At 59.4% G+C, this 24923-nt stretch carries 17 protein-coding genes; 11 read left to right on the top strand and 6 right to left on the bottom strand.

Going from position 1 to position 24923, the window contains the following annotated elements:
* Positions 1 to 13: 13 nt before the first annotated feature.
* Complete coding sequence (locus NLY36_RS06910; protein ID WP_031249440.1) at positions 14 to 2764, bottom strand: non-ribosomal peptide synthetase; 2751 nt, start codon at positions 2762 to 2764, stop codon at positions 14 to 16.
* 342 nt (positions 2765 to 3106) lie between these two features.
* Between NLY36_RS06910 and NLY36_RS06905 the strand changes: the two genes are divergently transcribed.
* Positions 3107 to 3853 (top strand): AAA family ATPase, encoded by a 747-nt coding sequence (locus NLY36_RS06905; RefSeq protein ID WP_023737049.1) that lies wholly within the window; start codon positions 3107 to 3109, stop codon positions 3851 to 3853.
* A gap of 59 nt (positions 3854 to 3912) precedes the next feature.
* Here the strand turns inward: NLY36_RS06905 and NLY36_RS06900 are convergent, their stop codons facing one another.
* Positions 3913 to 4125, bottom strand: a complete 213-nt coding sequence (locus tag NLY36_RS06900) for a DUF768 domain-containing protein (protein ID WP_023670889.1) — start codon at positions 4123 to 4125, stop codon at positions 3913 to 3915.
* Between the two features lie 88 nt (positions 4126 to 4213).
* On the bottom strand, positions 4214 to 5692 hold the full coding sequence (locus NLY36_RS06895; RefSeq protein WP_023737048.1) for a M10 family metallopeptidase C-terminal domain-containing protein: 1479 nt from the start codon (positions 5690 to 5692) through the stop codon (positions 4214 to 4216).
* Positions 5693 to 6552: 860 nt separating this feature from the next.
* On the opposite strand from NLY36_RS06895, the gene NLY36_RS06890 reads away from it, so the two are divergent.
* The 6 genes from NLY36_RS06890 to NLY36_RS06865 all read left to right on the top strand — a co-directional run bounded on the left by NLY36_RS06890 (position 6553) and on the right by NLY36_RS06865 (position 16895).
* Positions 6553 to 7779, top strand: a complete 1227-nt coding sequence (locus NLY36_RS06890; protein ID WP_023834090.1) for a glycosyltransferase family 4 protein — start codon at positions 6553 to 6555, stop codon at positions 7777 to 7779.
* Positions 7776 to 9035 (top strand): O-antigen ligase family protein, encoded by a 1260-nt coding sequence (locus tag NLY36_RS06885; protein ID WP_023681031.1) that lies wholly within the window; start codon positions 7776 to 7778, stop codon positions 9033 to 9035. The genes NLY36_RS06890 and NLY36_RS06885 overlap by 4 nt, the downstream gene beginning before the upstream one ends.
* A 1-nt stretch (position 9036) precedes the next feature.
* Positions 9037 to 11034 carry an asparagine synthase (glutamine-hydrolyzing) gene (asnB, locus tag NLY36_RS06880; RefSeq protein ID WP_023737046.1) on the top strand — a complete coding sequence of 666 codons (1998 nt, stop codon included), beginning with the start codon at positions 9037 to 9039 and terminating at the stop codon, positions 11032 to 11034.
* Between the two features lies 1 nt (position 11035).
* The gene (locus NLY36_RS06875) at positions 11036 to 13231 is read left to right on the top strand and encodes a GumC family protein (RefSeq protein WP_031249438.1); all 2196 of its coding nucleotides are present in this window, start codon (positions 11036 to 11038) and stop codon (positions 13229 to 13231) included.
* 69 nt (positions 13232 to 13300) lie between these two features.
* Positions 13301 to 15469 carry a polysaccharide biosynthesis C-terminal domain-containing protein gene (locus tag NLY36_RS06870; RefSeq protein WP_023737044.1) on the top strand — a complete coding sequence of 723 codons (2169 nt, stop codon included), beginning with the start codon at positions 13301 to 13303 and terminating at the stop codon, positions 15467 to 15469.
* A 220-nt stretch (positions 15470 to 15689) separates the two neighbouring features.
* Positions 15690 to 16895, top strand: a complete 1206-nt coding sequence (locus NLY36_RS06865) for an acyltransferase family protein (protein ID WP_050589855.1) — start codon at positions 15690 to 15692, stop codon at positions 16893 to 16895.
* Positions 16896 to 16944: 49 nt separating this feature from the next.
* Here the strand turns inward: NLY36_RS06865 and NLY36_RS06860 are convergent, their stop codons facing one another.
* Positions 16945 to 18081, bottom strand: coding sequence for an NAD-dependent epimerase/dehydratase family protein (locus tag NLY36_RS06860; RefSeq protein WP_023737042.1), 1137 nt, complete (start codon positions 18079 to 18081; stop codon positions 16945 to 16947).
* 159 nt (positions 18082 to 18240) lie between these two features.
* A complete protein-coding gene (locus NLY36_RS06855; RefSeq protein ID WP_023689781.1) occupies positions 18241 to 18918 on the bottom strand; it encodes a helix-turn-helix transcriptional regulator in 678 nt (225 codons plus the stop codon).
* Between the two features lie 263 nt (positions 18919 to 19181).
* Between NLY36_RS06855 and NLY36_RS06850 the strand changes: the two genes are divergently transcribed.
* Positions 19182 to 20900, top strand: coding sequence for a PAS domain S-box protein (locus NLY36_RS06850; RefSeq protein WP_023697135.1), 1719 nt, complete (start codon positions 19182 to 19184; stop codon positions 20898 to 20900).
* Positions 20901 to 21001: 101 nt separating this feature from the next.
* Here NLY36_RS06850 and NLY36_RS06845 read toward each other — a convergent pair whose 3' ends face one another.
* Entirely contained in the window at positions 21002 to 21679 is a 678-nt protein-coding gene (locus NLY36_RS06845; RefSeq protein ID WP_023670902.1) for a LuxR C-terminal-related transcriptional regulator, read from the bottom strand.
* A gap of 634 nt (positions 21680 to 22313) precedes the next feature.
* Between NLY36_RS06845 and NLY36_RS06840 the strand changes: the two genes are divergently transcribed.
* The 3 genes from NLY36_RS06840 to NLY36_RS06830 are packed head-to-tail and all read left to right on the top strand — an operon-like array spanning position 22314 to position 24914.
* Positions 22314 to 23042 (top strand): nucleotidyltransferase family protein, encoded by a 729-nt coding sequence (locus tag NLY36_RS06840; RefSeq protein WP_023681041.1) that lies wholly within the window; start codon positions 22314 to 22316, stop codon positions 23040 to 23042.
* Positions 23043 to 23091: 49 nt separating this feature from the next.
* Positions 23092 to 24243, top strand: a complete 1152-nt coding sequence (locus NLY36_RS06835; protein WP_023737039.1) for a DegT/DnrJ/EryC1/StrS family aminotransferase — start codon at positions 23092 to 23094, stop codon at positions 24241 to 24243.
* Positions 24240 to 24914, top strand: a complete 675-nt coding sequence (locus NLY36_RS06830) for a sugar transferase (RefSeq protein ID WP_023681043.1) — start codon at positions 24240 to 24242, stop codon at positions 24912 to 24914. The genes NLY36_RS06835 and NLY36_RS06830 overlap by 4 nt, the downstream gene beginning before the upstream one ends.
* Positions 24915 to 24923: the final 9 nt, after the last annotated feature.

The raw sequence follows: 24923 nt of genomic DNA, 5'->3' as shown, positions 1-24923 counted from the left end.
CTGAATTCCGGAATTATGTCGATGACAAGTCCTCCCTTTTGCGAGATTCGGCGGGGGAATAGGTCTGCACGATGGCCGTCTCGATAAGCGGACGGTTGGTGGCAAGGTTTGGTTCGACGACAAGGTCGATGTGGCTGCCCGTGATCGAAATGACGTCCAGGTGTGCCAAGACGCTGTCCCAGCCCAAGGCCCGCGGCATTCCCTCCCTGCGACATCGGAACAAGGTACCGGAGAGGGGCAGAGCCGGTTTCGGTGCCTCAAGCCACTGGAAGAATGACTTCGCCCTTAAAACCTCCTGCAGTTCCAGTTTGGTCCTGAAGATCGTCGGGTTGAACTCTCCATTGGCAAATCTGTCCAGAATCCTGGCCAGACGCGCTTCGCCGCCCACGGCGACGGTGATCTTCGCAAGGGCTCTGCAAGCCATCCGGTGCGCGGATATGCGGTTGGTGCGAATACGATAGAACGTACGGGTAAGAGTCTCCCAATGGTTGCTCGGCTCGTCCAGAAGGCTCGTGTCGAGGATGCCCAGGAACCGCACCGTTCGCCCGGCCTTCATGAGCCGTGCGGCAACCTCGAATGCAACCGCGCCACCCAGAGAATGGCCGAGAAGTCGCACGGGGCCCGCAGGTTGGATGCGGCTTATCTGCTCGAGTGCGGCGCCAGCCATGGCGCTGAGGGTGTTGTGTCCGTCCAGTATCGCCGCAAGGCTCGGATATCGGATCGGGTTTACACGGGCGACTTTCCCCATGGCGGCTGCGAACGCAGCGAGGCTCGGACCATAGCCAACGGACCCTGGAAACAGGAAAAGAACCGGGGGGTGGTGCTTCTTTTCGCGCCCTTCGCCCGACCGTGCAGAGACGACCGCCTCAACCATCTCGTCCAAGCTCATGCCGACGGTGAATGCTTCGAGGCCCAGCTCTTGCCCGATGGCGTTTTCGATCGCCATGACGCAGTGCAGCAGCTGCAGCGAATCTCCTCCAGCATCATCCCAGTTTCCCGTGGCAGTGCCTGTGTTGAGAACCTGCGTCCACGCGTGCTGCACTATTTGACGCGTGTCCTTTGCTCCTCCGGCGGGCGGAGCATCGAGAGTGGACGACCGGGCGGCTCGCGCCCTCCTTCCGTGCGAACGATCTATCTCGGCCAGTGTTGCCAAATCGACCTTACCTCCCGACAGGCGTGGGATTGCGTCAACGGTGTGCAATCGCAAGGGACGCAATGGTGCCGGCAAGGTCATTCTGAGGAGCTGGCGAAGGTCGTCTGCAAAAGCGCCGCCTGCGAAGCGCTGGGGAACCGCGAAGGCGATGAGTTCCTGCGCGGCCGTTACCATCACCACGGCATCCGCCACCGAAGGCGCGCAACGCAAGACCCGTTCGAGTTCGGCGGGCTCGATGCGTCGACCATTGATCTTGATCTGGCGCCCTTTGCGGCCGACGATCCTCAAGATGCCATCATCGTCGAGCCGAACGAGGTCCCCGGTCGAAAAAAGCCGAGCCTCGGGATCGTCGGGGTCCGGCTGCGCGGGAACGACCACACCGTTCTCCCAATGACCAAGCAGGACATAGCGGCTTTTGATCAGAAGCTCTCCACTTTCGCCTGGCCCTACATTGCGCTCCGCTTCGTCGACGATAGCGAATGTCATACCAGGGAGCAGCCTGCCGACGGGAACCGACGCGTCTTGCTCGGGCCAGTCAGGCGGCAAGAACCATTGCGAACCGATGGTTTCAGTCGATGAGTAGCCGATCTGGATCAGGCACTGGTCCGAAACGGCTTTGCGCAGCAAAGCGATGTCCGTCCATGACACTTTCTCCCCACCGATCCGGGCCACTCTGAGCGGCCAGGAAGCGTCGGCGGGCGCCTCAGCCAGGAGGGCTCGAAGCAGTGCCGGCACAAGATAGGCGATCGTCACACCTTCGGACTGCAATCGAGCGCGCGTAGCGCGCAGGCCAACAGCCTCCACCTCGAGAAGATGCAATGTGGCGCCCGTCAGCAGCGCCGCAAAGATTTCCCGGCAACCGGCGATCGTGGCTGGCCCGGTCAGCGGCAGGAAAACGTCATCCGCACTGATATGGCACGCATCGACATATTGCCGGACCCGCCATAGCAGGCTGCGTTGGCTGTTGACGATTCCCTTGGGGCGCCCGGTGCTACCTGAAGTGTAAAGCACCAATGCAGGCGCATCGACCGAAACGATAGGGGGCTTATGCTGCTGTTCTGGGTGTTGATCGTTGGGCGCCACGGCGGCGGCAATATCGATCCAGACGATCTCCTGGGCCAATTCGACCGGGCGAACATTTTCGGCGCCTATAATCGCGCCGAGCCCCGCGGCACTGACTATATCGAAAATGCGAGAGGCGGGATCTCTTGTGTTGAGCGGAACCGAAGGCCGTCCCGCCGCCATGGTCGCCAACATCGCCACAGGATACCAAGCGGAGTTTGCTTGCAGGATGCCGATGGCCTGCCCTTCGGGGACGACGGCAGCGATATGAGTTGCCAGCGTCTCGACCGCCCGGAAAAGCTCAGAAAAAGTCAGGCGGTTCGCGCCGTCGCTGATTGCGAGCTTGTCAGGATACCGCCTGACGACATCTCCAAGGTGGTCGAAGATTGGAGTGTCCGCAAATTTGGCACCCATCTGTCGGTAACGGCGCCAGACTGGCCCCCCTTGGTCAAGATCATATTCGGGAACGACTGACCACTTTCGGGTGGGTCGCAGATCCACCTGTAGGTTTTGATTTGCCACTTCCGAATGCAAACACACTGAGGACATTCAGGGCCCCGCCAAGCTGACGGTCGAACATCGCTCGCCGCGGAGATCTTTTCATCAATCATTCGGATGATGCCTCGATCTTGCCTAGCCAGCGCTTCCCGAGCGTCCTTCAGAAGTTTTGCCATCTGTGTCCAGCACCGGTCGTTTTTCCTTGCAAGCTCCGTCGAGCGCAAGACGGCTTGCCCAGGCAAACGGAGCGATCGGCATCTCCGCTAGAATCCGGGCTCGGTGCCCAGATTCACTGACTGGAACAATCATTCAAATGAACGTTGGTGTGATCGGAAATCCGGCTAAGCTTGATCCGTAGGGGAATGACTGCTCGTTTCGGAGACGCTTGAGCATATGATCATCGAGTTGTTTGGGCCGCCTGGCGCGGGTAAAACCACGCTGCTTCGCGGCCTCTGCCAAGGGCTGGCGAGACACGGCATCAATGTGAAGACAGTAAATGGGTATCGCCTGATTGAACATGGATCGGCTCAGGATGACGCTCCGGAAATCCGCCACGGCATAGGGCGAATTGGCAAGAAGATTGCCACATCCGGTCCTATCTTGCTGTCGACCTTGCCAAAGGACAGTGTCGCGGCCCGGCTTCTGGCATCGATCCCTCTTCGAAGCCGCGTGTGGTCATGGCGCATGAAGGTCGACATCGCCCAACTGTGCCAGTCCTGGCTCCAAGCGCGGGAGTCGCCCGGATGCTTCATCTTCGAAGAGGGCATGATTCAGGCTTTGTGTGCGCTGGGTGTGCTGGCTAGAACCCCAAGCCTCGACGCGGTCCGCAAGTGCCTGGCGTTCCTGCCGCGGCCGGATCTCGTTGTGCAACTTGACGCGCCGCAGGAAACGTTACGCCGCCGTCTTGTGGATAGGCATGCGCAGCAACCGCTGCTCGAGGTTATGCTGTTCGAACTTGGCGTGGACAAAGGATTAAGGCAGGCCGAAATCTCAAGAGAGGTCGGCGAGTGCCTGCGCCAGGACCGATGGCCGTTGATACAAGTCAATGGTGCTGAACCTCACGACTTGGACGGGGTCGTCGCGCGCGTTCTGGGAGAGCATGTTGGTCATGCTACCCCCAGGCTGGCCCATGACCTATGATCCATGACACATTTATGCATTTGGCGCCAAGCCGGCAGCATCTGCCGCCAAGCGCGCAATCATGTCGAATCGTGCTGATCGAGCACTTCGAGCATGGTCGTCAACATGCTTCCGACTTCCTCAGAGATTTCCTCGGGGCGGATTCCCGCTCTGATGGCATCCGCCGTTGCTTGGTCCGCAAGTTTCGCCGCAAGAGCCGGATCGGCCTTGGTGTAGAGTGGGATCTTATCCTCTACCCATTTCTGCAGGAATTCGATGCCGCGCGCGCTCATACCAAGTACAAGCTCGGCGGGGCTTCTTGGTTCCGTCAGCCATATTCAAGAACGTCAGACCATCTTGCTCAGGCTGACGTTCCCACGGTCACGTCACGATGAACGAGGACGCCGTCAGAGCCAGATGTGGCGATAGAGTGGCAAATTGGATCTGATGTGCGCCGCCCGAGCCGTCGCTGTCAAAGGAAAGCGCGCCGGTCGTGCTGTTATAGACGATGTGATCGCCGCTGTCGTGCGCGGCCCTGCCGGCGTAGAACGCCGAAGAGGGAAGGGCGCCGGTATGCAGGCCGGCAAACACAGTGTGGTCGAGTTGGATCTTGTCGTGGCCCACTTTGAAATCGGTGACCTTGTCGATATTGCCGACCTTGAGAGCCGAATCGAAGACAAAGACGTCGTTGCCGCCATGTCCCGTCAGAACGTCTCTCCCGCCACCGCCGTTGATAGTGTTGCTCCCGGAATTGCCATCAATGGTTTGGGCGAATTCGTTTCCCGTGAGCTTGATGGCGGCAGTTCCCAATTTGCTGGTGGTCGCAAGATGCTCGACCTGCGAGCCGGCCGACAGCGCGTAGCTGACCGATGCCAGCACGCTATCGTTGCCGCTGTGCCGCAGTTCCACCACCTTGTCGCCGGCGTTGTTGACATAGTAGGTGTCGTTGTAGCCGCGGCCCATCATCGTGTCCGCGCCAGCGGTGCCGCGAAGCACATCCGCGCTACCCGTGCCGTAGAAAATGTGATCGCCGGTGCTGGTCGGAGGGATACTTGTGGGCGGAGGCGCTGTGCTGGTAGGCGGCGGGGTCGGTTCGCTGGCCGAAGGACCGCTTGCGGTGCCCTGGTTGTGTTGAAGGAACAGAGCCTGCAGCGTCGGCGAGCTCTCAAGCGCCGTGTCGCCCTGTTGAGAACCCCAAGCATAGGCATAGTCGAAGGCCGGCGAAGGCGCTACCTTGGCCCAGTGGTCCAACATGGTCTTTTCCTGAGCAACGCTGGGCAGGACATAGCGACCGCCCGTGTCGGTCGTCCAGTCGCCGCCGCCGAAGGTCTGATACACGGGAACGACCTGACTGAGCGGGATGCCCGAGGCGACGGCCGCCGCCACAGTCCTGTCGATCATGTTGTAGTCAATCGTGCTTGTTCCGGTCCGTACCGGGTAGGGATCCAAGCCGTAATAGTCGATATGCGTGTTGGCAGGATTGAAGGTGTTTGAAAAGTCGGGGTTAGCGGAAGACCCCATGTTCATCATTGTTATGAAGGTCTTGGCGCCGGGCAGGTGGCTGTGGATCCAGTCTGACTCCGCCTTCAGATCAGCGGCGGTGGCATAAGTTCCCCATTTGCCGGTCGGGTCCGGCTCATCGACGAGGAAGAAGCCAAACACTTTCGGATTGCCGATGAAGGGCGTGACCTTCTGGATAAAGGAGGAGGTTGCACCATCTGCTTCATTGAGCCACACTAGGCCTTTCTGGCCGGCCGGCAAGGCGTTGAGCTGGTCCAAGGAAGATACATCAACAAGATTGAATCCGGCTTTCGCGACCTCGGAGGCCGACCCGCCCGAGGCGTAATGGAGTGTTGTCATTGACATACCCTTCGTCCGATTCGGTAGGCGCCCCACACCTGCCTAGGGAAAGGATCCATTAGCGACAAATCAAATACCGGCGTCCTTTGATAGAATCTTTGATCATGGTCCGGAAAACACAACAGCCTCGATGCTACGCTTGCGTCAGAGGTTTGTAGATGATCCAAGTATGTCGGGCGCTCAAGCCTGCAACGAAAGCATTGCAGCGAAGTCTGCCGGAGCGCTTGCGCATTTGCAGTGGCGGCAATCGGCCAATGCGCGCTTCGGTTGCGCGAGCCACCGCCCAAATGCGCGCTTCCGCAGGATTTATTCGAGCTCAGACCGCAAAGGAACCGCGTCCTCGCGAAGCCTCCCATTGCAGCCGCTCGATGCTCCTCAACGCGGTCGCCTAGCCGCGGGAAGATGCGGCTGGTGGGTCCGACCATATCCAGAGACCGGGTGAAAGCCTGTTTCCAGACGAAGCGGTCGGGAGAACTGCCGGTGCGAGTTATCACACCATCTGGGCGCGATGTTGATCCGGCGTGAGAAGGCGGGCGGAGATTGCTTTGAACGCGAGCGCGCGGACCTTCGAACACAGCCCTCTTTTTCTAAATATCCGGCCCGCCGTGTCGTACGCGAACGTGTCGTCGTTGCACGGTCAGACCGGATGATCCAACGCACTGACCGAGGCGACAGCGATTGTGGCTGCATTGCCGCATCGTTGATCAGCTTGCTTCATGCAAACAGACGAGGACAGCACGAAAGCCTCCTCCTAGCGTGGGACTGGCTGTTGTGTGTTCAGGGGCGATGAAACCGGCCATGGAAACCGCGGATAGGATCAGCTGTTTTACGCGATTGGTATCGCATCCAGGAGCGACAGGATGAGTCCGCATCTGGTTTGCGTTGGAGGCGAGGATCATAGACTAAGAATCCCGTTTCTTTTGGCGCTTCGCGAAAGGGGTTTTCAAGTCACTGCCGTTTCGAGTGATCTCGGAGCCGCCTTCTCACCCCATGGCATTGCCCATCGCCGATTTGGGTTCGACCGCTTTGGCAGCGGCGGTGCAGAATGGGGTGCTGTAAGCGCGATCCGTGAACTGATGTCCGAACTGCGTCCGGACATCATTCAAAGTTTCGACACCAAGCCCAATATCCTAACTCCACTGGCGGTGCGCGGGCACGTTCCCGTCGTTCGCACCATCAACGGGCTTGGTTGGACATTCTCGTCGCGGGAGCCGCGGGCCCTGGCATTGCGTCCTTTCTTTTGCGGCCTTCAGGGGGTGGCGTCTCGTTGGACAGCCATGACCGTCTTCCAGAATAGTGATGATCAGGCCTTCTTCGAGCGCTATCGGCTGGTGGCTCGCGGCAAAGGGCGACTGATCCGGAGTTCTGGCATCGACCCCGATGCATTCTCGATGGCAAGGTATCGTGGTCCTTCGGCTGCCACGATGCGCGAGGAACTTGGCCTACAATCGGCCCAGGTCATAATATTTGTCGGTCGGCTCACGCGGCAGAAGGGGATTCCAACCCTCATCGAGGCGGTTCCTCGCGTTATCCGCGAGAGGCCCAACGCGCGTTTCGTACTTGTCGGCCCGCAAGACTCCGAAGGTCCGTTTGCCGTCAGCAGAGCCGATATCGAGCGCCATGTTCCCCACGTTGTCGCATTGGGGCCAAGGCGCGACATTCCAGCCCTCCTTGGCATGGCGGATATCTTTGCGTTTCCGACGCAATATCGCGAGGGAATTCCGCGTGTCCTGCTGGAGGCGGGATTGTCCGGATTGCCGATCGTCGCCTCGAATATGCCGGGCTGCAACGATGTGGTTGAGGATGGCTGGAACGGCTATCTCGTGGCGCCGCGCGATGCGGATGGCTTGGCCTCCCGGATAGTCGATCTTCTTTCCGACCCCGCCCGTGGCAAGACGATGGGCAGCCGTTCCGTCGGATTCGTGCGGGAGCGGTTCTCGCTGTCGTGGGTGATCGACCAGTATTGCGACCTGTACAAGACAATCCTGGGTGGCAGATATCGCAGCAGGCTTGTTCAAGCTGCGCAGGCGAATCCGAGGGAAGAGGCGGTGCCAAGCCCCCATCGACTGGGTGAGGCGCGGCAATGATGCGTGATGCGCTTCTGGCCTTCGGCGTCGCGATGTCCTACGCGGCGCAACTCAGCATCCCAGGGCTGCCCTTCGGCTACAGCGAACTGTGCCTCACGCTCTGGATAATGCTGTCGATGACGCGAATCCTTGCTGGCGGCCAACTGGAGGTTACGCCGGCCCTGGCCAAGCTTGGGCTTTTCTGGCTGATCCTGGCGCTTGCCATGGGCGTGGGTTACATCATCGGTTTTCTGACAACCACGTTGTTCCTGGATCCGTTGTTGCACGACACGCTGGCCTATGTGCTGTTGGCGTGCGTCACCTGTCTGGCCGCTGCGGAGCCCAACGCGTCTTTCCGTTTGCGTCGTATCGCCTGGTGGATGGTTGCTATCGCGAATGCGGGCTTCATCATTCAGGTAGGGCTTGGCTTCGGCTGGCTCCATCAGGCTGGGGTCGAGCCCTGGTACTGGGACCGCTTCTGCGGATGGTCCGACAATCCGAACCAGCTTGCGCTCTACTGCGCCCTGCTCGGTCCACTGGCCTTGCATCTTGCCACAACCACCAGCAATAAATGGGGAAGATGCCTTGCCCTATGCAGCCTCATATTCACCGTTTACGTCGGAAGGCTGACAAAAAGCGATACCTACCTTTATACCACGGTCCTGGCTTGTCTGATCCTTCTCGGGCTGCGGGTCCGGGCCTGGCTGACGAGCGACGGCAATAAGGCGAGCCTTTCAAGGCAGCTTGCCGTCTTGATGGCCGTTGGCTTCCTGCCGCTGGCCCTGTCTATAGCGCCCTATGCCCTCAGCGAGGCCTCCAGCGCCGAAGACTTCGCCAAGAGCCTGACCAAAGACAAGGGCGGGGAAGCGACTGCCCAAACCGCGGCGCTTCGCCTCTACCTCTGGAATGCAGCCTTGGAGAAGGGGGCACGATCGGGATCGCTTGGACTGGGTCCGGGCCCGCACCTAGATAGTCCGCCCGTGGTCAATCAACAGTTTTTGCCGCGGCCCTTCGAGGCGCACAGCACCATCCTGGATCTCTACACTCAGGGCGGCCTGATTTCAGTTCTAGCCCTGATGTGGATCTTCGGCTCGGCTGCGTTGTCCGCCTGGCGGGCGAAGCTGGACGCTCTGGTGGCGCTCGTGGCATCGATCGCCGTTTTCAGTGCTCCGCATTTGGTCATCCGCCATCCGATCGTGTGGTTCTGTCTGACCCTCTGCCTTGCCGCTGGGACGCCGGAAGCGATCCCTGCGATTGTTCGCCAGAGGAGATGCTAGAATGTGTGGGATCGCCGGAATTTTGTTGGCGCCCGATGCAGCCAACGCAAGTGCGCTCAGGGCCATCGGACCGATGGCGACGGCGCTTCGTCATCGCGGACCTGACGGTGAGGCCTTCTGGGTGAGCCGTGAAGGGGGGGTAGCCTTCGGCCACCGGCGACTGGCGATCGTCGACCTGTCCGAAGCGGGTCGCCAGCCAATGCTCTCCGCGAGCGGTCGGTATGTCATCACCTTCAATGGCGAGATATACAATTTTCGCGATCTGCGCCGTGAACTGGAAGGGGCGGGCCATCATTTCCGCGGCGCCAGTGACACGGAGGTCATGCTGTGCGCGATCGAAAGCTGGGGCCTTGATGCAGCCCTCGCGCGCTTCGCTGGCATGTTTGCTTTTGGGCTGTGGGACCTGAAGAACCGAACGCTTCAGCTTGCCCGCGACCGAATGGGGAAGAAGCCACTTTATGTCGCCCTGACACGTGATGCGCTCGTCTTCGCCTCGGAGTTGAAGGCGATCACTCGCTTCCCAGGCTTCACCCCGGAACTCGATGTCGATGCGGCGACGACAATGGTTTCCAAAGGCTGGGTGCCGGATGACCGTTGCATTTGGCAAGGCGTGTTCAAGCTGCCACCTGGATCAGTCCTGTCGGTCACTGCGGCGCAATTCGCCAACGCCCGAGGCACCGGTTCGCTTGCGCATCGCATTCACCCTTGGTGGTCGCTGGCCGATGTCGCCTGCAAGGGACAGCGCGATCCGATAGCTGCCAGCGACGAGGACCTCGCAACCGAGCTCGACAGCCTGCTCCGCCTGGCCGTCAAGGAACGAATGATTGCAGATGTGCCGCTGGGCGCCTTTCTGTCGGGCGGGATCGACAGCTCGACTGTCGTCGCCCTGATGCAGGCACAGTCCCGAAACCCCGTTCGGACGTTCACCATAGCGTTCGGGGAAGGTGGGTTTGATGAAGCTCCCCATGCGGCCGCGGTTGCTCGGCATCTGGGCACCGATCATACGGAACTTCATCTCTCGCCGGCTGCCGCGCTTGAGGTCATTCCGGAGCTGCCCCGGATTTGGGACGAGCCGTTTGCCGATGAATCGCAGATACCGACGCTGCTGGTGTCGCGCCTCGCGCGGCAACACGTAACCGTGGCGCTTTCAGGCGATGGCGGCGACGAGTGCTTCGCAGGCTATTCTCGACACTTCCTGGCAACCCGCCTCACAAAGCAGCATGAGCTGCCATTGTCATTTCGCCGGCTGTTGGCATCGGGGGCTGGGTTGCTGGCCCAAGCCTCTCAGAAAGATATCTTCGGCAATCTGCCGCTTTCGGCGAATATGCGGCATGGCTTGCGCGGTGACCGCCTGGCTCGCCTTGCCCGCCTGCTCGCGGCGCGAGATGAGGACGAACTCCTTCTGCAACTGACAAAATCTTCAGCCAACGACCTTGTTCATCGCAAGCCGTCGACAGCAGCTACCGACACGACAAAGCTCGACGGCCTGCTCTCGCGTCTCCTATTCGCCGACATGACAGGCTATCTACCGGGCGACATTTTGGTGAAGCTCGATCGAGCCACCATGGCCAACAGCCTCGAGGGGCGATGCCCGATCCTGGACCATCGCGTCGTTGAATTCGCCTGGCGCTTGCCAGCCCGTGCCAAAGTCCGAAACGGGAAGGGCAAATGGTTGCTTCGCCGACTGCTTGATCGTTATGTACCACGCCGACTGGTCGACCGGCCCAAGCAAGGTTTCGACGTTCCGGTCGGGACTTGGTTGAAAGGGCCCTTGCGCGGCTGGGCAACCGATATCATTGCCACGATCGGCCGCTCCGGGGACGGGATCATCGACCGTGAGAAGGTCGACGCATGCTGGCGCAATCATCTGCATGGAAGCCAAGATAATTTCCGCGACCTGTGGCCGGTGCTCATGTTTCAGGCGTGGCGCAACGAAGCCATGCGGCCATCGACGGTCGCCACGCACCCTTCTTACCATATCGAACTGACAGGGGATTGAGATGGAAGGTTCCATAGCCAACCGCGCCCGGCGTCCGCGCGCCAAGCAGATGGAAGTTGGGACACTTGAAACCAATCTGCGCTTGATGCGGCCGCCACGCGAGCCAACGCAATCGTCACCCTTACACCAGCTCGTCATCATCCTGACGACGCGAAAATGGTTCTTGCTTGCCATGGCCCTTCTGGGCGGCATCCTGGCCGGACTGGCAGGCTTCACCCGCCCGGTGCTGTTCGAGGCAACGACCCAGGTCATTATCGATGCCCCGAGCAGCAGTGCTTCGGGCGGCGTGGCATCCGCCCAGGACTCGCTGGAATCGAACATCGATGATCATCTGACGATGCTCTCCTCGCAAGGCCACCTGCGTCGGGTCCTGGCAGCACTGCGCAAAGCCCAACCAGTCGACGGTACCGGAAAGAGCGTCGTCAATGCCGTCCCGCCCGCGGCTGGCTCGTTCCTCATCGACCTCCTGAACAGGGCCTGGAGACAGGATAAAACAGTGGCGGAAAATCCGGACGCAGCGGACGCGCCCGAGTTGAAGGCGCTACGCAACGGAATGAGGGTCGGACAAGAGCTGCGATCGCGCGTCATCACCATCGGCTTCACCGATCCAACTCCGGCGCGTGCGGCACTTGTCGCGAACACGTTTGCCCAGGTCTACATTCAAGATCTGGTACAAAAAAGCCGGGCATCGGATCAGGTTCATCTGGATTCGATAGTCGCCAGCCTTCCGCAAGTACAAAGGGATCTTGTCGAAGCGACAGATCGGCTGGAGACATACCGGCTCACGCATGGCGCCGTCGATCAGACTGCGGCCAACAACGCAGCCAGTGAGACAGCGGAACTCGGCCGGCAGATATTCCTATCGAAAGCCAGTCTTTCCGCGTCGGAAGCGCGCCTTCGCCGTATTGAGGACCTGCGCAAGGCGGGCGCCCCGGTCACGGCCATCGCTGAAGAAATCGGGTCGCCCGTGTTGACGGACCTGGTGACACGCCAGTCGGGTGCCGACGGCGATCTGCGCAACGCGATCGCCCGCGAAATGGAGCAAAGCGTTGCCCGAATCGCTGCCGAGGCAAATGTCTACCGGTCCCAGGCTACGGCTCTTGAAAGTCGCAAAGCGATGCTCGACGCGGCCGTGGCCGACACGGCGAGCCAACTTTCGGGGCTGCGTTCCCTTGAGCCTCGGGTAGCCATCGTGACGCAGCATTACAACGAACTCCTGAGCCGGCAGCAGGACTTGACACGTCGCATCGCCGCTCCTTCCCCAGGCGTAGCGGTCCTTTCGACCGCCTGGCCGCCGTCGACCCCCATGACATTGTCGCCAATTTTCCTGATTCCCCCCGGCATGGTCGTCTTTGGTCTCATGGGGGCGGTCATTGTCCTGGTCCGCAACGGTTTCAACCAAACCTTGCGCAGTGAAGCCGAAGCCGAGGCCGAGCTTGGGGTCCCGTGCGTAGGACTGCTTCCCAGGGTTGCGGGACTTAACGCCAGAAAGCTACGGCATCTGGTTCTGAGCCAGCAGAACTTGCCGTTCAGCCGCGCCGTGACTTCGCTGCTCGTCACTGCGGCGCCAACTCAGGGGAAGGGGCAGCCGCCGCATATCATTCTCGTGACGTCCAGCATCCAGGACGATGCCAAGACCGAGTTGGCATGGAGCCTGGCGCTGGCGGCAACGCGGCTGGGAGGAAGAGTGCTTTTCCTCGATCTCGATCGCAAGGATGTACGGCTCACGAACGGGTTTCGTGGTGAATTCAGCACCGACAAGGCCCGGAACTCCTTCGGCGACTATGTGAATGAACGTTGCGTGCTGAAGGATGCAATCACGAGGATGCCGGAAATCGGTATCGACCTCATGGCCGCTCCAGCACCTTCCGATGATCTCCTGACGCTTCTGTCCACCGTCGACAAATGCCAGTTCACCGAGGAGCTGCGTTCGGCCTACGACGTGGTCATCATGAACGGTCCCCTGGGCCTCGGGGGGCCTGAAACCAGGCTGCTTAAGCGCTGGGCCGATTCGGTGCTTTTTGCCGTTCGCTGGGCAAGGACGAGGCGCAGCATTGCCCGTGGTGCTCTGGATGCAATAGGGGCCGGCGGATCCGCCACCGTTCCAGTAGGGAGTGTGCTCACCCGGGTGAACCTGAAGAGGCTAGCCGGCTCCAGGCTCGGAGACAACGCCGATCTTCTGTTGGAGAGGGTTTGAAGATGCGTCTGCGATCTTCAACAGAATCTCCAGGGAGCGATCGCGCCCCTAAATCGAGCCAGCTACACGATGATCATTGAATTTTTCGGACCTCCAGGATCCGGCAAAACAACCTTCGCACATGCGCTTGCGCAGCAGCTGCGCGGGAAAGGCTATCACGCCAAGGTCGCCCTCAGCTACAAGCCAAGCACCAGGGCCGCCAAATATGATCTCGGAGTCTTTCTGTTCATATCACGGATCGTATCGGCGATATTTTCAACAGCCAGAATATTGCTTTTTTCGGCAGGGCGAGCCGATGATATTTCCAATTCCTTTGCAATGGTGAGGATGATACCGCCAAAAAACCGAATATGGCGCGCGCGAATCTGGCGATACATCCTGCACCTTTCGCGTTGCTGGAAGTCTGCGGAGCAATCGCCCGAAATTACGATTTTCGATCAAGGATATGTTCAAGCGATTGGTTCGCTTGCGATGTTCAATGGGAGCACCAACCCCAGAACGCTGGAAAAGGCGCTCAGCCTCGCACCGGCGGCCGATCTCACCGTCAGGCTCTTGGTGCCAGCTGCGGTCGTGGAAAGTCGCCTTCGTCGGCGGATGGAGCTTGAGCCGCCGGCGGAACGGATTTTCGAGGCCGACTTGAACGTGAACATGCGCTCGTTCGCCGTTTTTGAAGCGATGCATGACCTCCTGACAACATCTGGCCGGGAAATCATCTCCGTCGAAAACACCGATGGTCCATCGACCTTTAAAAGTATTTGTCGGATTGAGAGACAAATACTTTCTGCATTGTCGCGCTTCGATAGGGCGGTCGGCGAAAAGCAAATTGAGTTGCCGGCTCATCGCGCAGATGTAACTGGTTCAGCAACCGCACCGCCGCGCAACAAGGACATGGGCTCGCGGCTCGCTTGGGCAAGCATATTCGCCTTGCTGATCTATATTGGTGGCGCTGGTTTGACCAGTCTTGCCCAGTTGGCAATTGCACGCCTTATCGGACCTCACAACTACGGCATCTATTCCTACGTTCAGGCTTGGACGTCAGTGCTCGCCTATCTGGCAACGCTTGGTTTTAATGTATCATTGTTGCGTTTCCTCCCGGCCTATAGGGCCAGTGGCAGGCTTGATCTGGCCCGCGGGGTGATAAGATTTGCGCTGCAGAGATCGCTGATAGCGGCAACCTTGTTCGGGATGATCGGCGCTGCGTCCGTCCTGTTCCTTTCAGATCCAACGGAAAGAGGGCTTGAGACAAGCATCGTGCTCGGCATGATGGCTGTGCCCTTGGTTACGGCCTATGCTCTCGGAGCCACGCTTGTGCGTGCTTTCGGCGGCGTTGTCTCGGCGTTGTTGCCGGAGCGCATCATGCGAGACGGGCTCCTGCTCGTGTTGGTAGCGCTCCTGGCATTGTCGGGATTTCGAACAGTGGATGCGCCCTCGGTGACGCTGGCGGTGCTTGTGAGTTCCGCTTTCACAGCGGCGCTGGTGTTCATCATCGCTAGGAGGTTTGAACCACCCGGCCTGGGACACGCCAAGCCAAGTTATGCCTCGAGGGAATGGTGGCTTGCCGTCCCCCCGCTCATGCTCATCACTGGGCTCGATGTTTTCGTCAGTCGGGCAGGAGTCCTGGTTTTGGGCTGGACAAGCCATATTGCTGAAGCGGGTATTTTCGCGCTGGCCTTGAATGTCGCGATGCTCGTGGGCCTGTCCCGTATCGCCGTGGCAACCATGTTTTCGCCAACAGCAGCCGATCTCTACGTCAGAGGCGATCGCAGAGGCCTACAACAGCTGTTCGCGCGCGCAACCCTGCTTTCTGCTGGCGGTGCCATCCTGGTGGCCGTCCCAATGATGGTGATAGTCGAGCCGTTCTTGAGCTATTTCGGTGAGGGTTATAGCGCGGGAGCGCCGATCGCACGGGTTCTGATTTTGGGATATGTCTTTGTCGCGCTGTGCGGGCCCCAACAGAATCTCCTGACCATGACTGGAAATGAATGGGCTGCGGCAACGACGATGGTAGCGGGTGCTGTGGCCAATATAATTGCCTGTGCAGCCGGAGTTGCGGTGTACGGCCTGCTTGGCGCTGCGGTGGGTGTGGCACTTGCACTGAGCATCTGGAGCATTGCCATGGCCGTTTATATCCGCAAGCGACTGAAAATCATGCCAGGCTTGGTTTTTGCCTTGCTGTCGATGAGGCCGAGCGCGGTCGATGCCCGTCAATGGCATTGGTTCTTGAGGGCGAGCAAATGAGACCACTGTTTTCGCTACGGTGATCGCCGTCGTTCGGGCAGGAAGTCACGAAGCCCGGATCGCACAAAGGCCATAGGGCTGCGCAGACGCTTCGGCGTATACCTGTTCCGGACACCCGCTCCCCGCGGGCAGCTGATACTTTGCGGGCGGTGTCCGTCATTTGAAGGATGCATCAGTTTCGGAGGTGCACCACGGTGTGCTCACAATCTGCGGAGCATCCATGGAACAAGCCCGAATGGCGAGCGCCTCGGCGCCTGCAGTGCGCCGTCGCTCGGAGAGATCGACGCCTGTCGAGCGCAGCCAACGCGAAACCCTCACCCAGGTCCAGGTCCTGCGCGCCCTCGCGGCTAGTTCGGTCGCGCTGCGACACGCCCAGCATGATGCGGCCACCCTGGAATTACAGGCCGGCCGCACCTTTCAGAGCTGGAATCCGATACCATGGAGCGCTGGAGTCGATATTTTCTTCGTGATTTCCGGCCTTATCATGGTGCATACGTCGCGACAGCTGTTCGCAAAGCCCGGGGGCGCGCGTCTCTTCATTTCCCGCCGGATCGCGCGAATTGTCCCGCTATATTGGGCGCTCACCTCGCTCTACATTGCGGTAGCGGTGGCCGCCCCAAATCTTCTCAACCAGAGCTACGTCGATTTCAGGTTTGTAGTCGAATCCTACTTATTCGTTCCGGCCAGTCGCCCTGACGGCGTCGTTCAGCCGGTCTACGAGTTGGGTTGGACGCTCAATTATGAGATGCTGTTTTACGTGCTGTTCACGGCGACGATCGTGCTGCCCATGCGGTGGGCAGTTACGGTCCTGCTCACGATCCTGGTTGGGATGGTGCTCTTGGGCGCTCTTGCGGCTCCTTTGCCAGAGCCTTGGGGTTTCTGGACCAATCCGATCATCCTCGAATTCGCTTTCGGCGCGATGATCGGGGTCATGTGCGCCTCGGGCCTGCGGCCTTCCGGCCCAATCAGGGCCTGTGTCGCCGCAACGGGACTGGGTGCCCTGATGCTTGCGGCGGCGTTTCCCGATATCTCGGCCGGCCTTGGTCGCCCTGTCGTGTATGGCATTCCGGCGTCTCTAATTGTTTGGAGTGCTGCCCTGGCAGAGCCGGGTAAACTGAGGCATGACAGCCTGGCGGCGAGGTGGGCCGCTGGCGTTGGCGATGCGTCATACGCTCTTTACCTCATGCATCCATTCGTGATCCGCGCCATGCGCATAATTTTCTGGCGTACAGGCTTGATCTTTGTGCTCGGCCCGTGGGCTTTCATCGGTTCGGCCTTGGCGATAACCCTGGGCGTGGCATTTATCACCCACCGTCTGTTCGAGAAGCCGCTCACCCGCTATGCGCGGCGCCTTTTGGGGGTCGGGCACAGCACAGGGCGGCAGCTTGGGTCCCTTCCATTGCCGGCGTATCCCAAGACAGATTGAAGGCGAGCCGCGACCCTGCCACACCAAGGAAATGCCGCTGTTGTGCTCACTATGCCGTTGCCGTAAGGCCGGCTGGTCGCACCTGTCCGACGGGGCATGCATGGAATTCCCGATACCATTCCACGAAACGTTGCACGCCGTCCTCCAGTGTTGTCGCCGGTGCGAAGCCAACGGCGCGGCGGAGGTCCCTGACATCGGCGCGGGTTTCCAGGACGTCACCTGGTGGTAAAGGTACGTTGACGCGAAGGGCGCGGCGGCCAAGGGCCGTCTCGATGAGCGCGATCAGATGGTTGATTTCTTCAGGCCGATCATTGCCGATATTGTAGAGCCGATACGGCGCCGAGCTGGTGGCAGGATCGGCAGCGCGACCGTCCCAATCGGGATCCTGACACGGTGGTTTGGCGAGCACGCGAACAACCCCCTCTACGATGTCGTCGATATAGGTGAAATCCCGCCATACGCGCCCGGCATTGGCGATTTCGATCGTTCGGCCCTCGGCGATGGCATGGGTGAAAGTATAGACAGCCATGTCGGGCCTGCCCCAGGGACCATAGACGGTGAAGAAGCGCAGTCCGGTTGCGGGCAAGCCGAACAGATGGCTGTAGGAATGCGCCATGCACTCGTTGGCGGCCTTGGTGGCGGCGTAGAAGCTCACCGGATGATTGGCACCATGATGCTCGGAAAAGGGTATGCGTCGATTGGCACCATATACGGAGCTCGACGAGGCATAAACGAGATGGCTGACGCCGGCGTGTCGGCAGCCCTCCAGAACGTTGAGAAACGCGACTATGTTTGACTCCACATAGGCATGCGGGTCCACGAGCGAATGACGTACCCCGGCCTGGGCGGCCAGATGCACGAAGTGCGATGGCTGGAATTCGCAGAACAGCGCTTTCACCAGCGACCGGTCCGCCAGGTCGAAGCGCATCGGCGTGAACCTCGGCTCGGCGCAGAGCCGTGTAAATCGCGCCTCCTTCAGCTTCAGGTCGTAGTAAGGCGTGAAGTTGTCGACGCCGATGACCTCGGCGCCGAGCCGCAAAAGGCGTAACGCAACATGAAATCCGATGAACCCAGCGGCGCCCGTGACGATGATCGGCCCCGTGTGCGTAAGGGTCGACGCAGCACCATCCTGCAGCCCGTGAACGATATCCGCCAGCTTGTTGACCTTCGAATCTGCTTCGGCCATGGCAAGTCACTCCCGTTTCCAGGTTCCGCGTTCCGCGCTATCTCGGCAGCGCTTGAACGATCGGAAATGGCGCCGCCGGCCTTGTGATCTACGCGACAGCGCGCTCAATGCGGGCCGCCGCTGTCTGAATCAAAGCGGATGCAGACAGCAGTCGATTTCTCATGGCAAAACCGAAATGCGCCCCAAAAGAGCCACTAGTTCCGCCTGACGCCTCGTGTCGGTCTTGGCGAACAGCGAGGCGAGCTGAGAGCGAATAGTCGTGCGACTGAGATGCCAGCTACGGGCGATCTCCAAGGGCGCGTCGCCATGGGCCAGGCGTAGCGCCAACTGCGTTTCCGCGCTGGTCAAACCGAACATCCTTTGCAACGTGCGAGGGTTGGCCGCCGATTTGTTATCCCGGTCCAGCAATGCGACGACGGTTGTCCCGTCCGGTGTAACGACGCCCGTCTCGTTCATGGTCACCGGCCTGTCGCCTCTGCTGTGGATCACTACCCATGAGAGTGAGCCCGGCTGGAGGTGGACCGGAACATTCGCGACCAGCCGCCTCAACCCGGCAGCAAGCTCGACGGCTGTATCAGTTGCTTCGCCCTGGCGTGCGAGGGTGTCCCGAGCGGCAGCGTTCCATTCTATTACTTTCTTGTCTCGGTCCAGGACGAGATAGCCGCAACCCATACGATCAAGCATGCCGGTGATGGATTCCAGGCTGCGTCGTCGAGATCCGCCGACCCTTGCGTCCGGCCGGTCCACAAGGCTTATCGGCCTTTCGTGGCGGGTATCGTTCAATACAATGTATTGCCTGCCTGCAAGCGCATCGTTTCGCGTTTCAATCAGTGTCATCGCTTCCACCCAACCCATTGCTACTGACGCAAATCAAATCTGATGAAGTTGCTGCTTCAACTTGAATTTCCACATACTGCGAGAAATCTGCGAATGGTTTTTCCGCAGCGTCTCTTGGATATATCTTTCTGAAGAGCGCTCCTGACACCATGATTTTATTGATTTTATTCGCCGGCAAAGTCATGGCAATCGGGCATTGGGATTAGGTGCCACCCCTTCGGCCTAGTCTCGACGGACTAGACCGAAAGTTGTAGTCTTTGCGCATGGGTTCGGACCTGCGCTGGCTCAAATCGAATGTGTCGAGCACTACGTGGGCTCATCTAGCTTCGCTTTTGGTGTTTGCAGCATCGATAGCATTCGAGGCGATAAGTACGGTATATGGCGGCCAGCCGTTGCCGCTTGTTGCGTTTATCCCCATAACCGTTGTCATCGTGTATCTTGAGGGCCGTTTTGTTGCCATCGCAGCAACGCTTCTGATGGCGGTCGCCGGCTTGTGGATGCGACACCTGTTGGACGGTCACCTCACTAGTGGAGACTGGACCGGGGCCGTCTTCCTTCTGGGTTCGGGTAGCCTGATCGCAGCTGTGTTCCACCGCCTGCGACAAGATCTGCATGGTGCGCTCAGGGTGGCAGAAGCGAGGCTCGGTGCCATCGACGCTGCCGCCTTGGGCTTTGCTAATACCAATCGCCATGGCGAACTGCTGCAGTCGAATAGACGGCTTTTGGAGATGACCGGCTACGCGCACAAGGAACTTGCCCAACTCAAGCTGGAGGAACTCATTGTCCCCGACGATCGAGGTACTGTGCGGAAACTTTTGGAAGATTTGGGCAATGGGACCGCGTCTGCTACGGATATCCGCGTTTTGCGCAAGGATGGCACGGCATTCTGGGCTCACCTGGCCCTGTCTTCGTCGCGGCCGGAAGAGGCGCCAAATGAGAGCGTATTCGCGGTGATTGACGATATTTCCGAGCGACAAGCGGCACGCGAGGCCCTTCGGGCTCAGAAGGAATGGCTCGATCTCGCCGTATCTGCCGGGCGCCTGGGCACATGGCAAATAGACATTGAGGATGGGACAGTCGCCGGCTCCGGCAAGTTCTGGGACATCCTTGGTCTGCCTCCGGCCCCAGTCCGCCGCTTGGAAGAACTCTCGGCCGTAATCCATCCCGTCGACTGGCCGAAGTTGTCCGCCTCGGCAAAGCCTTCATCGGCATTGAACTTTGACGTCGAGATTCGCGTCCGGCAAGTGGATGGTCACACACGCTGGATTGCATTGCGTGGACGGCAGGAAGAGCACGGCGACCGCAAAATGCGCATCGGGGTGGCGGCGGATCTGACCGAACGTCGACAAACAACTTTGCTTCGCGCCGCCGTAAAGAGACGCGAGCGCATAATGCGCGAAGAGCGCCATCGGTTCAGCAATGTGTTTCCAGTGATTAGAGCTCTGGTCAACATGATCGATATTCCTGACAATGATGTTGCCAAATACAAGGAGATGTTGATCGATTGGATTCGAACACTGGAGGCGACCCATCGCATCCTTTCTCGTCATGCCAACCTGTCAGGGATGCTCCATGAACTCGTGGACCGGGAATTGCAGCCCTTCAAGGAGACACGCGACATTACGATCAGTGGACCTTCCCTCACTGTGCCAAGCGGCGCCGCCGAGGGCTTGGCGATGATCCTTCACGAGTTGACGACAAACTCGGTGAAACATGGTGCGCTGGGTGACCCGAATGGCAAGGTCGAAGTTAAGTGGCGATTTGCATCCGAGGACGAAGGTGACGACCTCGTGTTCGATTGGGTGGAATCGGGCCGACGGAAGAGTTCAAAAGTCGTACGCCGCGGGTTCGGGTCACTGATAATCGGTGTGGACAGCACGCCGCTTGTCGGGCATTCCCCGAATATGGAAATAACCGAAGATGGCCTTCGATATTCGCTGCGTGTATCGCGCAAAGAAATTGAGGAATTTGGATTGCAATAGAGCCCCTCCAAGTCGAAGCCGAATTGGCCAATTAACCGATGGTATGGGCCCTTTGCTGCGATTTCCTGCAAGCAAACTCGGGCCGGTTCGAGGGGCATACGTCAACTCGCCTGTCTCGTCAGCCAGCTTTGGAGCAACACAGCTGCTTCGGTACGGTTTCTAACCCCAAGCTCACGCAGCACGGCTGCGGCATGGATTTTCGTTGTCGCCTCGGCAATGTCCAGATTACGGGCAATCTCCTTATTCGAGTACCCCTCTGCCATCAGCTTGAGGACGTCCTTCTGTCTAGACGTCAGCCTAGCGACGTCGCCCGAGCCCTCGTGCCGGCGGCTGGGATTTTGAACCGGAGGTGGGGGGGCATGCGATCTCTGGTCGGCAGACGTTCGAGATAGCAGAGATGGCACATAGATCCGGCCAGCGAGGATTTCGTTTACAGCCAGCACGACTTCTTCGTCGCTCTGCGATTTGACGATATACCCGTGAAGTCCGATCGAAAGCGCGGTCAGTATCTCCGAGCGGGAATCATCCCCGGAAACGATCGCAAAGCGAGTGTCAGGATAGGCAGCCATAAAGTCGCTGAGCACTTCCTGATGGAACAGCCCAGGCATGTTCAGATCGAGGATCGCAAGATCGATGGACGCCTGCTCCTCTAAAAGATTGACCGCGGCATCGAAACACGAAGCTTCGAATATTTCGGCGCTTGGAATTCCAGCCATGAGTGCCAGCCGGAGACCACGCCGATATAAGCCGTGATCGTCGGCAATGACGATCCGAGCCATGCAACTACCCCAACGCGTTACTCGGTTCCCGACGAGAAAACCCGCTGGAACCTCCCATTCGCCTATGATCGACAATCCGTGGTGGTCCTAAAATGGCGGCCATCCACTGGTCAACGCATCACAGTGATGTCCGCAGCGTCCCATCCACGCACATCCAGAACGTCTAATATAATACTAAATTGCGAAGCTCATCCATAGATTTTTAACCCTGGCGTGCGGTGCCTGTCCGCAAAACGATGCCGGTTTCCCATCTCTGGGTCCAAGCCAGCTGTTCAGGACCATCGTAATCATGTGGCGTCTGTTATGTCGCCACCCGCTGTCGCCGGACCTGTAGGCCGGTCCGGCCCTGGCGGATCGCAGCTTTCTTGAAAGCAACTGCTTTCGTTTTTATCGGCGTCATGATCAGTGCCCAATCGCGCTTCTATCGGCTGTTGATCTCGTGGCCATCTAATACCTTGAACGTTTTGAATCCCTACCATTCGAATGCACGACGACAGCCGCCCCGGCTGTCACATACCTTTTCGCATATGATGTTCGGATTGCCGCCGAGGTTTGGCCGGATTTGAGGGTGTGCCCTGGCCGGACAATGGAACACCGATCCCGAACAAAGCCAACTGCAGATCAGGAGGATCGAATGAAAGCGGTGATTCAATGTGGTGGGATGGGTACGCGCCTTCGACCGTTTACATCGGTCCTGCCGAAACCATTAATGCCGATAGGGGCCCGGCCTGTTCTTGAGTTGCTTTTGAAGTGGCTGCGGCGCAACGGCATTGAAGAGGTATATATTACGACAGGGTATCTAGGACATTTGATCCGTAGCGTCTGCGGCGACGGATCGCAATGGAACTTGAAGATCAAATATACCCAGGAAATGGAGCCACTCGGCACCGTCGGACCTCTCTCTCTGATTAGGGATGAACTGAACGAAACATTTGTCGTTCTGAACGGCGATGTCCTCACAGATCTAAGCCTGAGCCGGTTTGTAGCCGCGCACCGCTTGCATAGGGATCCCGTTACGATCGCCACGGCGTGCCGTCATATCAAGATGGACTTCGGGGTCATCGACGAGATCGACAATACCGTCCAGCTCTTCCGGGAAAAGCCGACGCTTTCCCATCTCGTCAGCATGGGGATTTACTGCATGAACCCAGATGTCCTGCGGTTCATTCCGTCCGGGATCCCATTTGGGTTCGATGACCTGATGCTGCAGATGATGCAGGGCGGCACGACCGTGCATGTTTACAAGCATGACGGTCTTTGGCTCGACATCGGTCGTGTCGATGACTTCCAGAATGCACAGGCAATTGCCTGGGAAGATCAGTCGTCCTCAATCGAGGTCGCGGCTGCCGCTGCAGCCGCATGAAAGTCTGATGCAGAGGTCTAGCCACTAACAAGGCTTTCAGGAGGTCAAGATGCTCTTGGTGAGCGCCCCGATCCTAGGCGTGCCAGAGAAGGCAGCCCTGTCGCAGGTGATTGATAGCGGCTGGCTTACGATGGGGGACAGGGTACGAGAGTTCGAACAGGCCTTTGCCAGCATGCATGGCGCGCGAGATTGCGTTGCGGTTGGTTCCTGCACCGCAGCGCTCCATCTTCTCCTCCATGCTTTGGGCATCGGCCCTGGCGACGAAGTACTGGTTCCTTCGCTGACGTTCGTGGCGACGGCGAATGCGGTGCTGTATGTAGGGGCGACGCCGGTCTTCGTCGATATCGAGTCCGTCGACGTGCCGTTGATCTCGGTTGCGGAAGCCGAAGCGCGGTGCACGACGCGCACGAAAGCGGTCATTCTCGTTCACTTCGCCGGGTATCTCCCCGATCGGGAACAATGGCAGCGGTTCGCCCGGCTTCGCGGGCTGCATATCATCGAGGACGCTGCGCACGCGCCCGGGCTTAGGGAAGTCGGGACCTTCGGCGCCGCGGCCGCGTTCAGCTTCTATGGCAACAAGAACATGACAACGGCCGAAGGGGGCGCCGTGATTGCACGTGACCCCGATCTGCTCGACAGGGTTCGCCTGGCCCGCGGGCACGGAATGACCACGGGGACGCATCAGCGGCTGAACAGTCGTACGCCGCAATATGATGTCACGATGCTCGGGTTCAACTACCGAATGGACGAGATGCGAGCGGCAATAGGGCTGGTTCAGTTGCAGAACCTGCAAGAGTGGAACGAAATCAGGCGTATCATAGCTGTCTTGTACCGACGCCTGATCGCGGACCGTTGCCCAGCCATTGTCATTCCATTTAGCGAACCCCGGACGTCGGCTTACCACATCATGCCGATCGTCCTGCCGCGCTACGCGAGCCGGCAGGATGTCATCGACGAGCTGCGGACACAGGGCATACAGACCACCATCCACTACCCGCCGGTGCACCAAATGACGTTCTACCGCGAGCGCCTTCCCGGCGTGAGTTTGCCCCGAACAGAGGATTTCGCTGAGCGAGAGCTCACAATTCCGCTGCACCCCCAGATCACTTCCGCCGCCGCCGAATCAGTCGTGGCTGCCCTGGCAGCCGCGCTCAAAACAGGCGCGCTCAAAGCAGGCGCCCAAAGAGGAACTGCTGCATGAATGCGTTAGACCCTGCCTTTCACCGGATGTTCGTTCCAAATCCTGATCACGGCTTTGCGAGACGCGCAATCGATCTTGCGGTGGCGGGCATCGCTACCGTCGCATTGGCGCCATTGATGCTGCTGATCGCCGGAGCGCTTCTGCTCGAGGGCGGTGGCTCGATCTTGTTCGCTCAGACCCGCATCGGGGCCGGCGGCCGAACCTTCCGCATGTACAAATTTCGCAAATTCGGTGTGAACTGCGGCTCTCAAGGCCTTGCGCTGACGGTCGTGGGCGATACACGCATGACCACCGTTGGCCGCTTTCTCGCAGCGACGAAGCTGGACGAATTACCGCAGCTGTGGAATGTCCTCAAAGGCGAAATGGCGATCGTCGGCCCACGGCCCGAGAGCCTGGCTTTCGCCGATTGTTTCCGGGGCGAGCTTAGGGCCGTGCTGCAATACAAGCCAGGCCTGCTGGGACCAGCCCAGGTCGTTTTTCGGCACGAAGCGCATTACTTCCCCCAATCCGTAGATCCGATCGTGTTCTACCGGGAGGTCATGTTCCCCGCCAAGGCAACACTGGACCTCTCATATTATCCGCGACGCACCATCGTCTCCGACCTCGCGTGGATGGTGCGGGGAGTGCTGGCAGTGGTCGGTTGGGTTCCGGTACCGCCGATCGACGTTTGAATATCCAAG

Origin of the sequence: Mesorhizobium sp. C399B (genome assembly GCF_030323185.1) — a bacterium.
Lineage (GTDB): Bacteria > Pseudomonadota > Alphaproteobacteria > Rhizobiales > Rhizobiaceae > Mesorhizobium.
Note: the sequence above shows the minus strand (reverse complement) of the source record. Positions and strands in the feature narration are given on the sequence as shown.

Bases quoted from the DNA above. Each gene is read 5' to 3' on its own strand.
- NLY36_RS06860 (WP_023737042.1), bottom strand. From the start codon at position 18,081: ATGGCCGAAGCAGATTCGAAGGTCAACAAGCTGGCGGATATCGTTCAC.
- NLY36_RS06900 (WP_023670889.1), bottom strand. From the start codon at position 4,125: ATGAGCGCGCGCGGCATCGAATTCCTGCAGAAATGGGTAGAGGATAAG.
- NLY36_RS06850 (WP_023697135.1), top strand. From the start codon at position 19,182: ATGGGTTCGGACCTGCGCTGGCTCAAATCGAATGTGTCGAGCACTACG.
- NLY36_RS06845 (WP_023670902.1), bottom strand. From the start codon at position 21,679: ATGGCTCGGATCGTCATTGCCGACGATCACGGCTTATATCGGCGTGGT.
- NLY36_RS06840 (WP_023681041.1), top strand. From the start codon at position 22,314: ATGAAAGCGGTGATTCAATGTGGTGGGATGGGTACGCGCCTTCGACCG.
- NLY36_RS06830 (WP_023681043.1), top strand. From the start codon at position 24,240: ATGAATGCGTTAGACCCTGCCTTTCACCGGATGTTCGTTCCAAATCCT.
- NLY36_RS06895 (WP_023737048.1), bottom strand. From the start codon at position 5,692: ATGACAACACTCCATTACGCCTCGGGCGGGTCGGCCTCCGAGGTCGCG.
- asnB (WP_023737046.1), top strand. From the start codon at position 9,037: ATGTGTGGGATCGCCGGAATTTTGTTGGCGCCCGATGCAGCCAACGCA.
- NLY36_RS06885 (WP_023681031.1), top strand. From the start codon at position 7,776: ATGATGCGTGATGCGCTTCTGGCCTTCGGCGTCGCGATGTCCTACGCG.
- NLY36_RS06890 (WP_023834090.1), top strand. From the start codon at position 6,553: ATGAGTCCGCATCTGGTTTGCGTTGGAGGCGAGGATCATAGACTAAGA.
- NLY36_RS06910 (WP_031249440.1), bottom strand. From the start codon at position 2,764: ATGTCCTCAGTGTGTTTGCATTCGGAAGTGGCAAATCAAAACCTACAG.
- NLY36_RS06865 (WP_050589855.1), top strand. From the start codon at position 15,690: ATGGAACAAGCCCGAATGGCGAGCGCCTCGGCGCCTGCAGTGCGCCGT.
- NLY36_RS06835 (WP_023737039.1), top strand. From the start codon at position 23,092: ATGCTCTTGGTGAGCGCCCCGATCCTAGGCGTGCCAGAGAAGGCAGCC.
- NLY36_RS06870 (WP_023737044.1), top strand. From the start codon at position 13,301: ATGATCATTGAATTTTTCGGACCTCCAGGATCCGGCAAAACAACCTTC.
- NLY36_RS06905 (WP_023737049.1), top strand. From the start codon at position 3,107: ATGATCATCGAGTTGTTTGGGCCGCCTGGCGCGGGTAAAACCACGCTG.
- NLY36_RS06875 (WP_031249438.1), top strand. From the start codon at position 11,036: ATGGAAGGTTCCATAGCCAACCGCGCCCGGCGTCCGCGCGCCAAGCAG.
- NLY36_RS06855 (WP_023689781.1), bottom strand. From the start codon at position 18,918: ATGACACTGATTGAAACGCGAAACGATGCGCTTGCAGGCAGGCAATAC.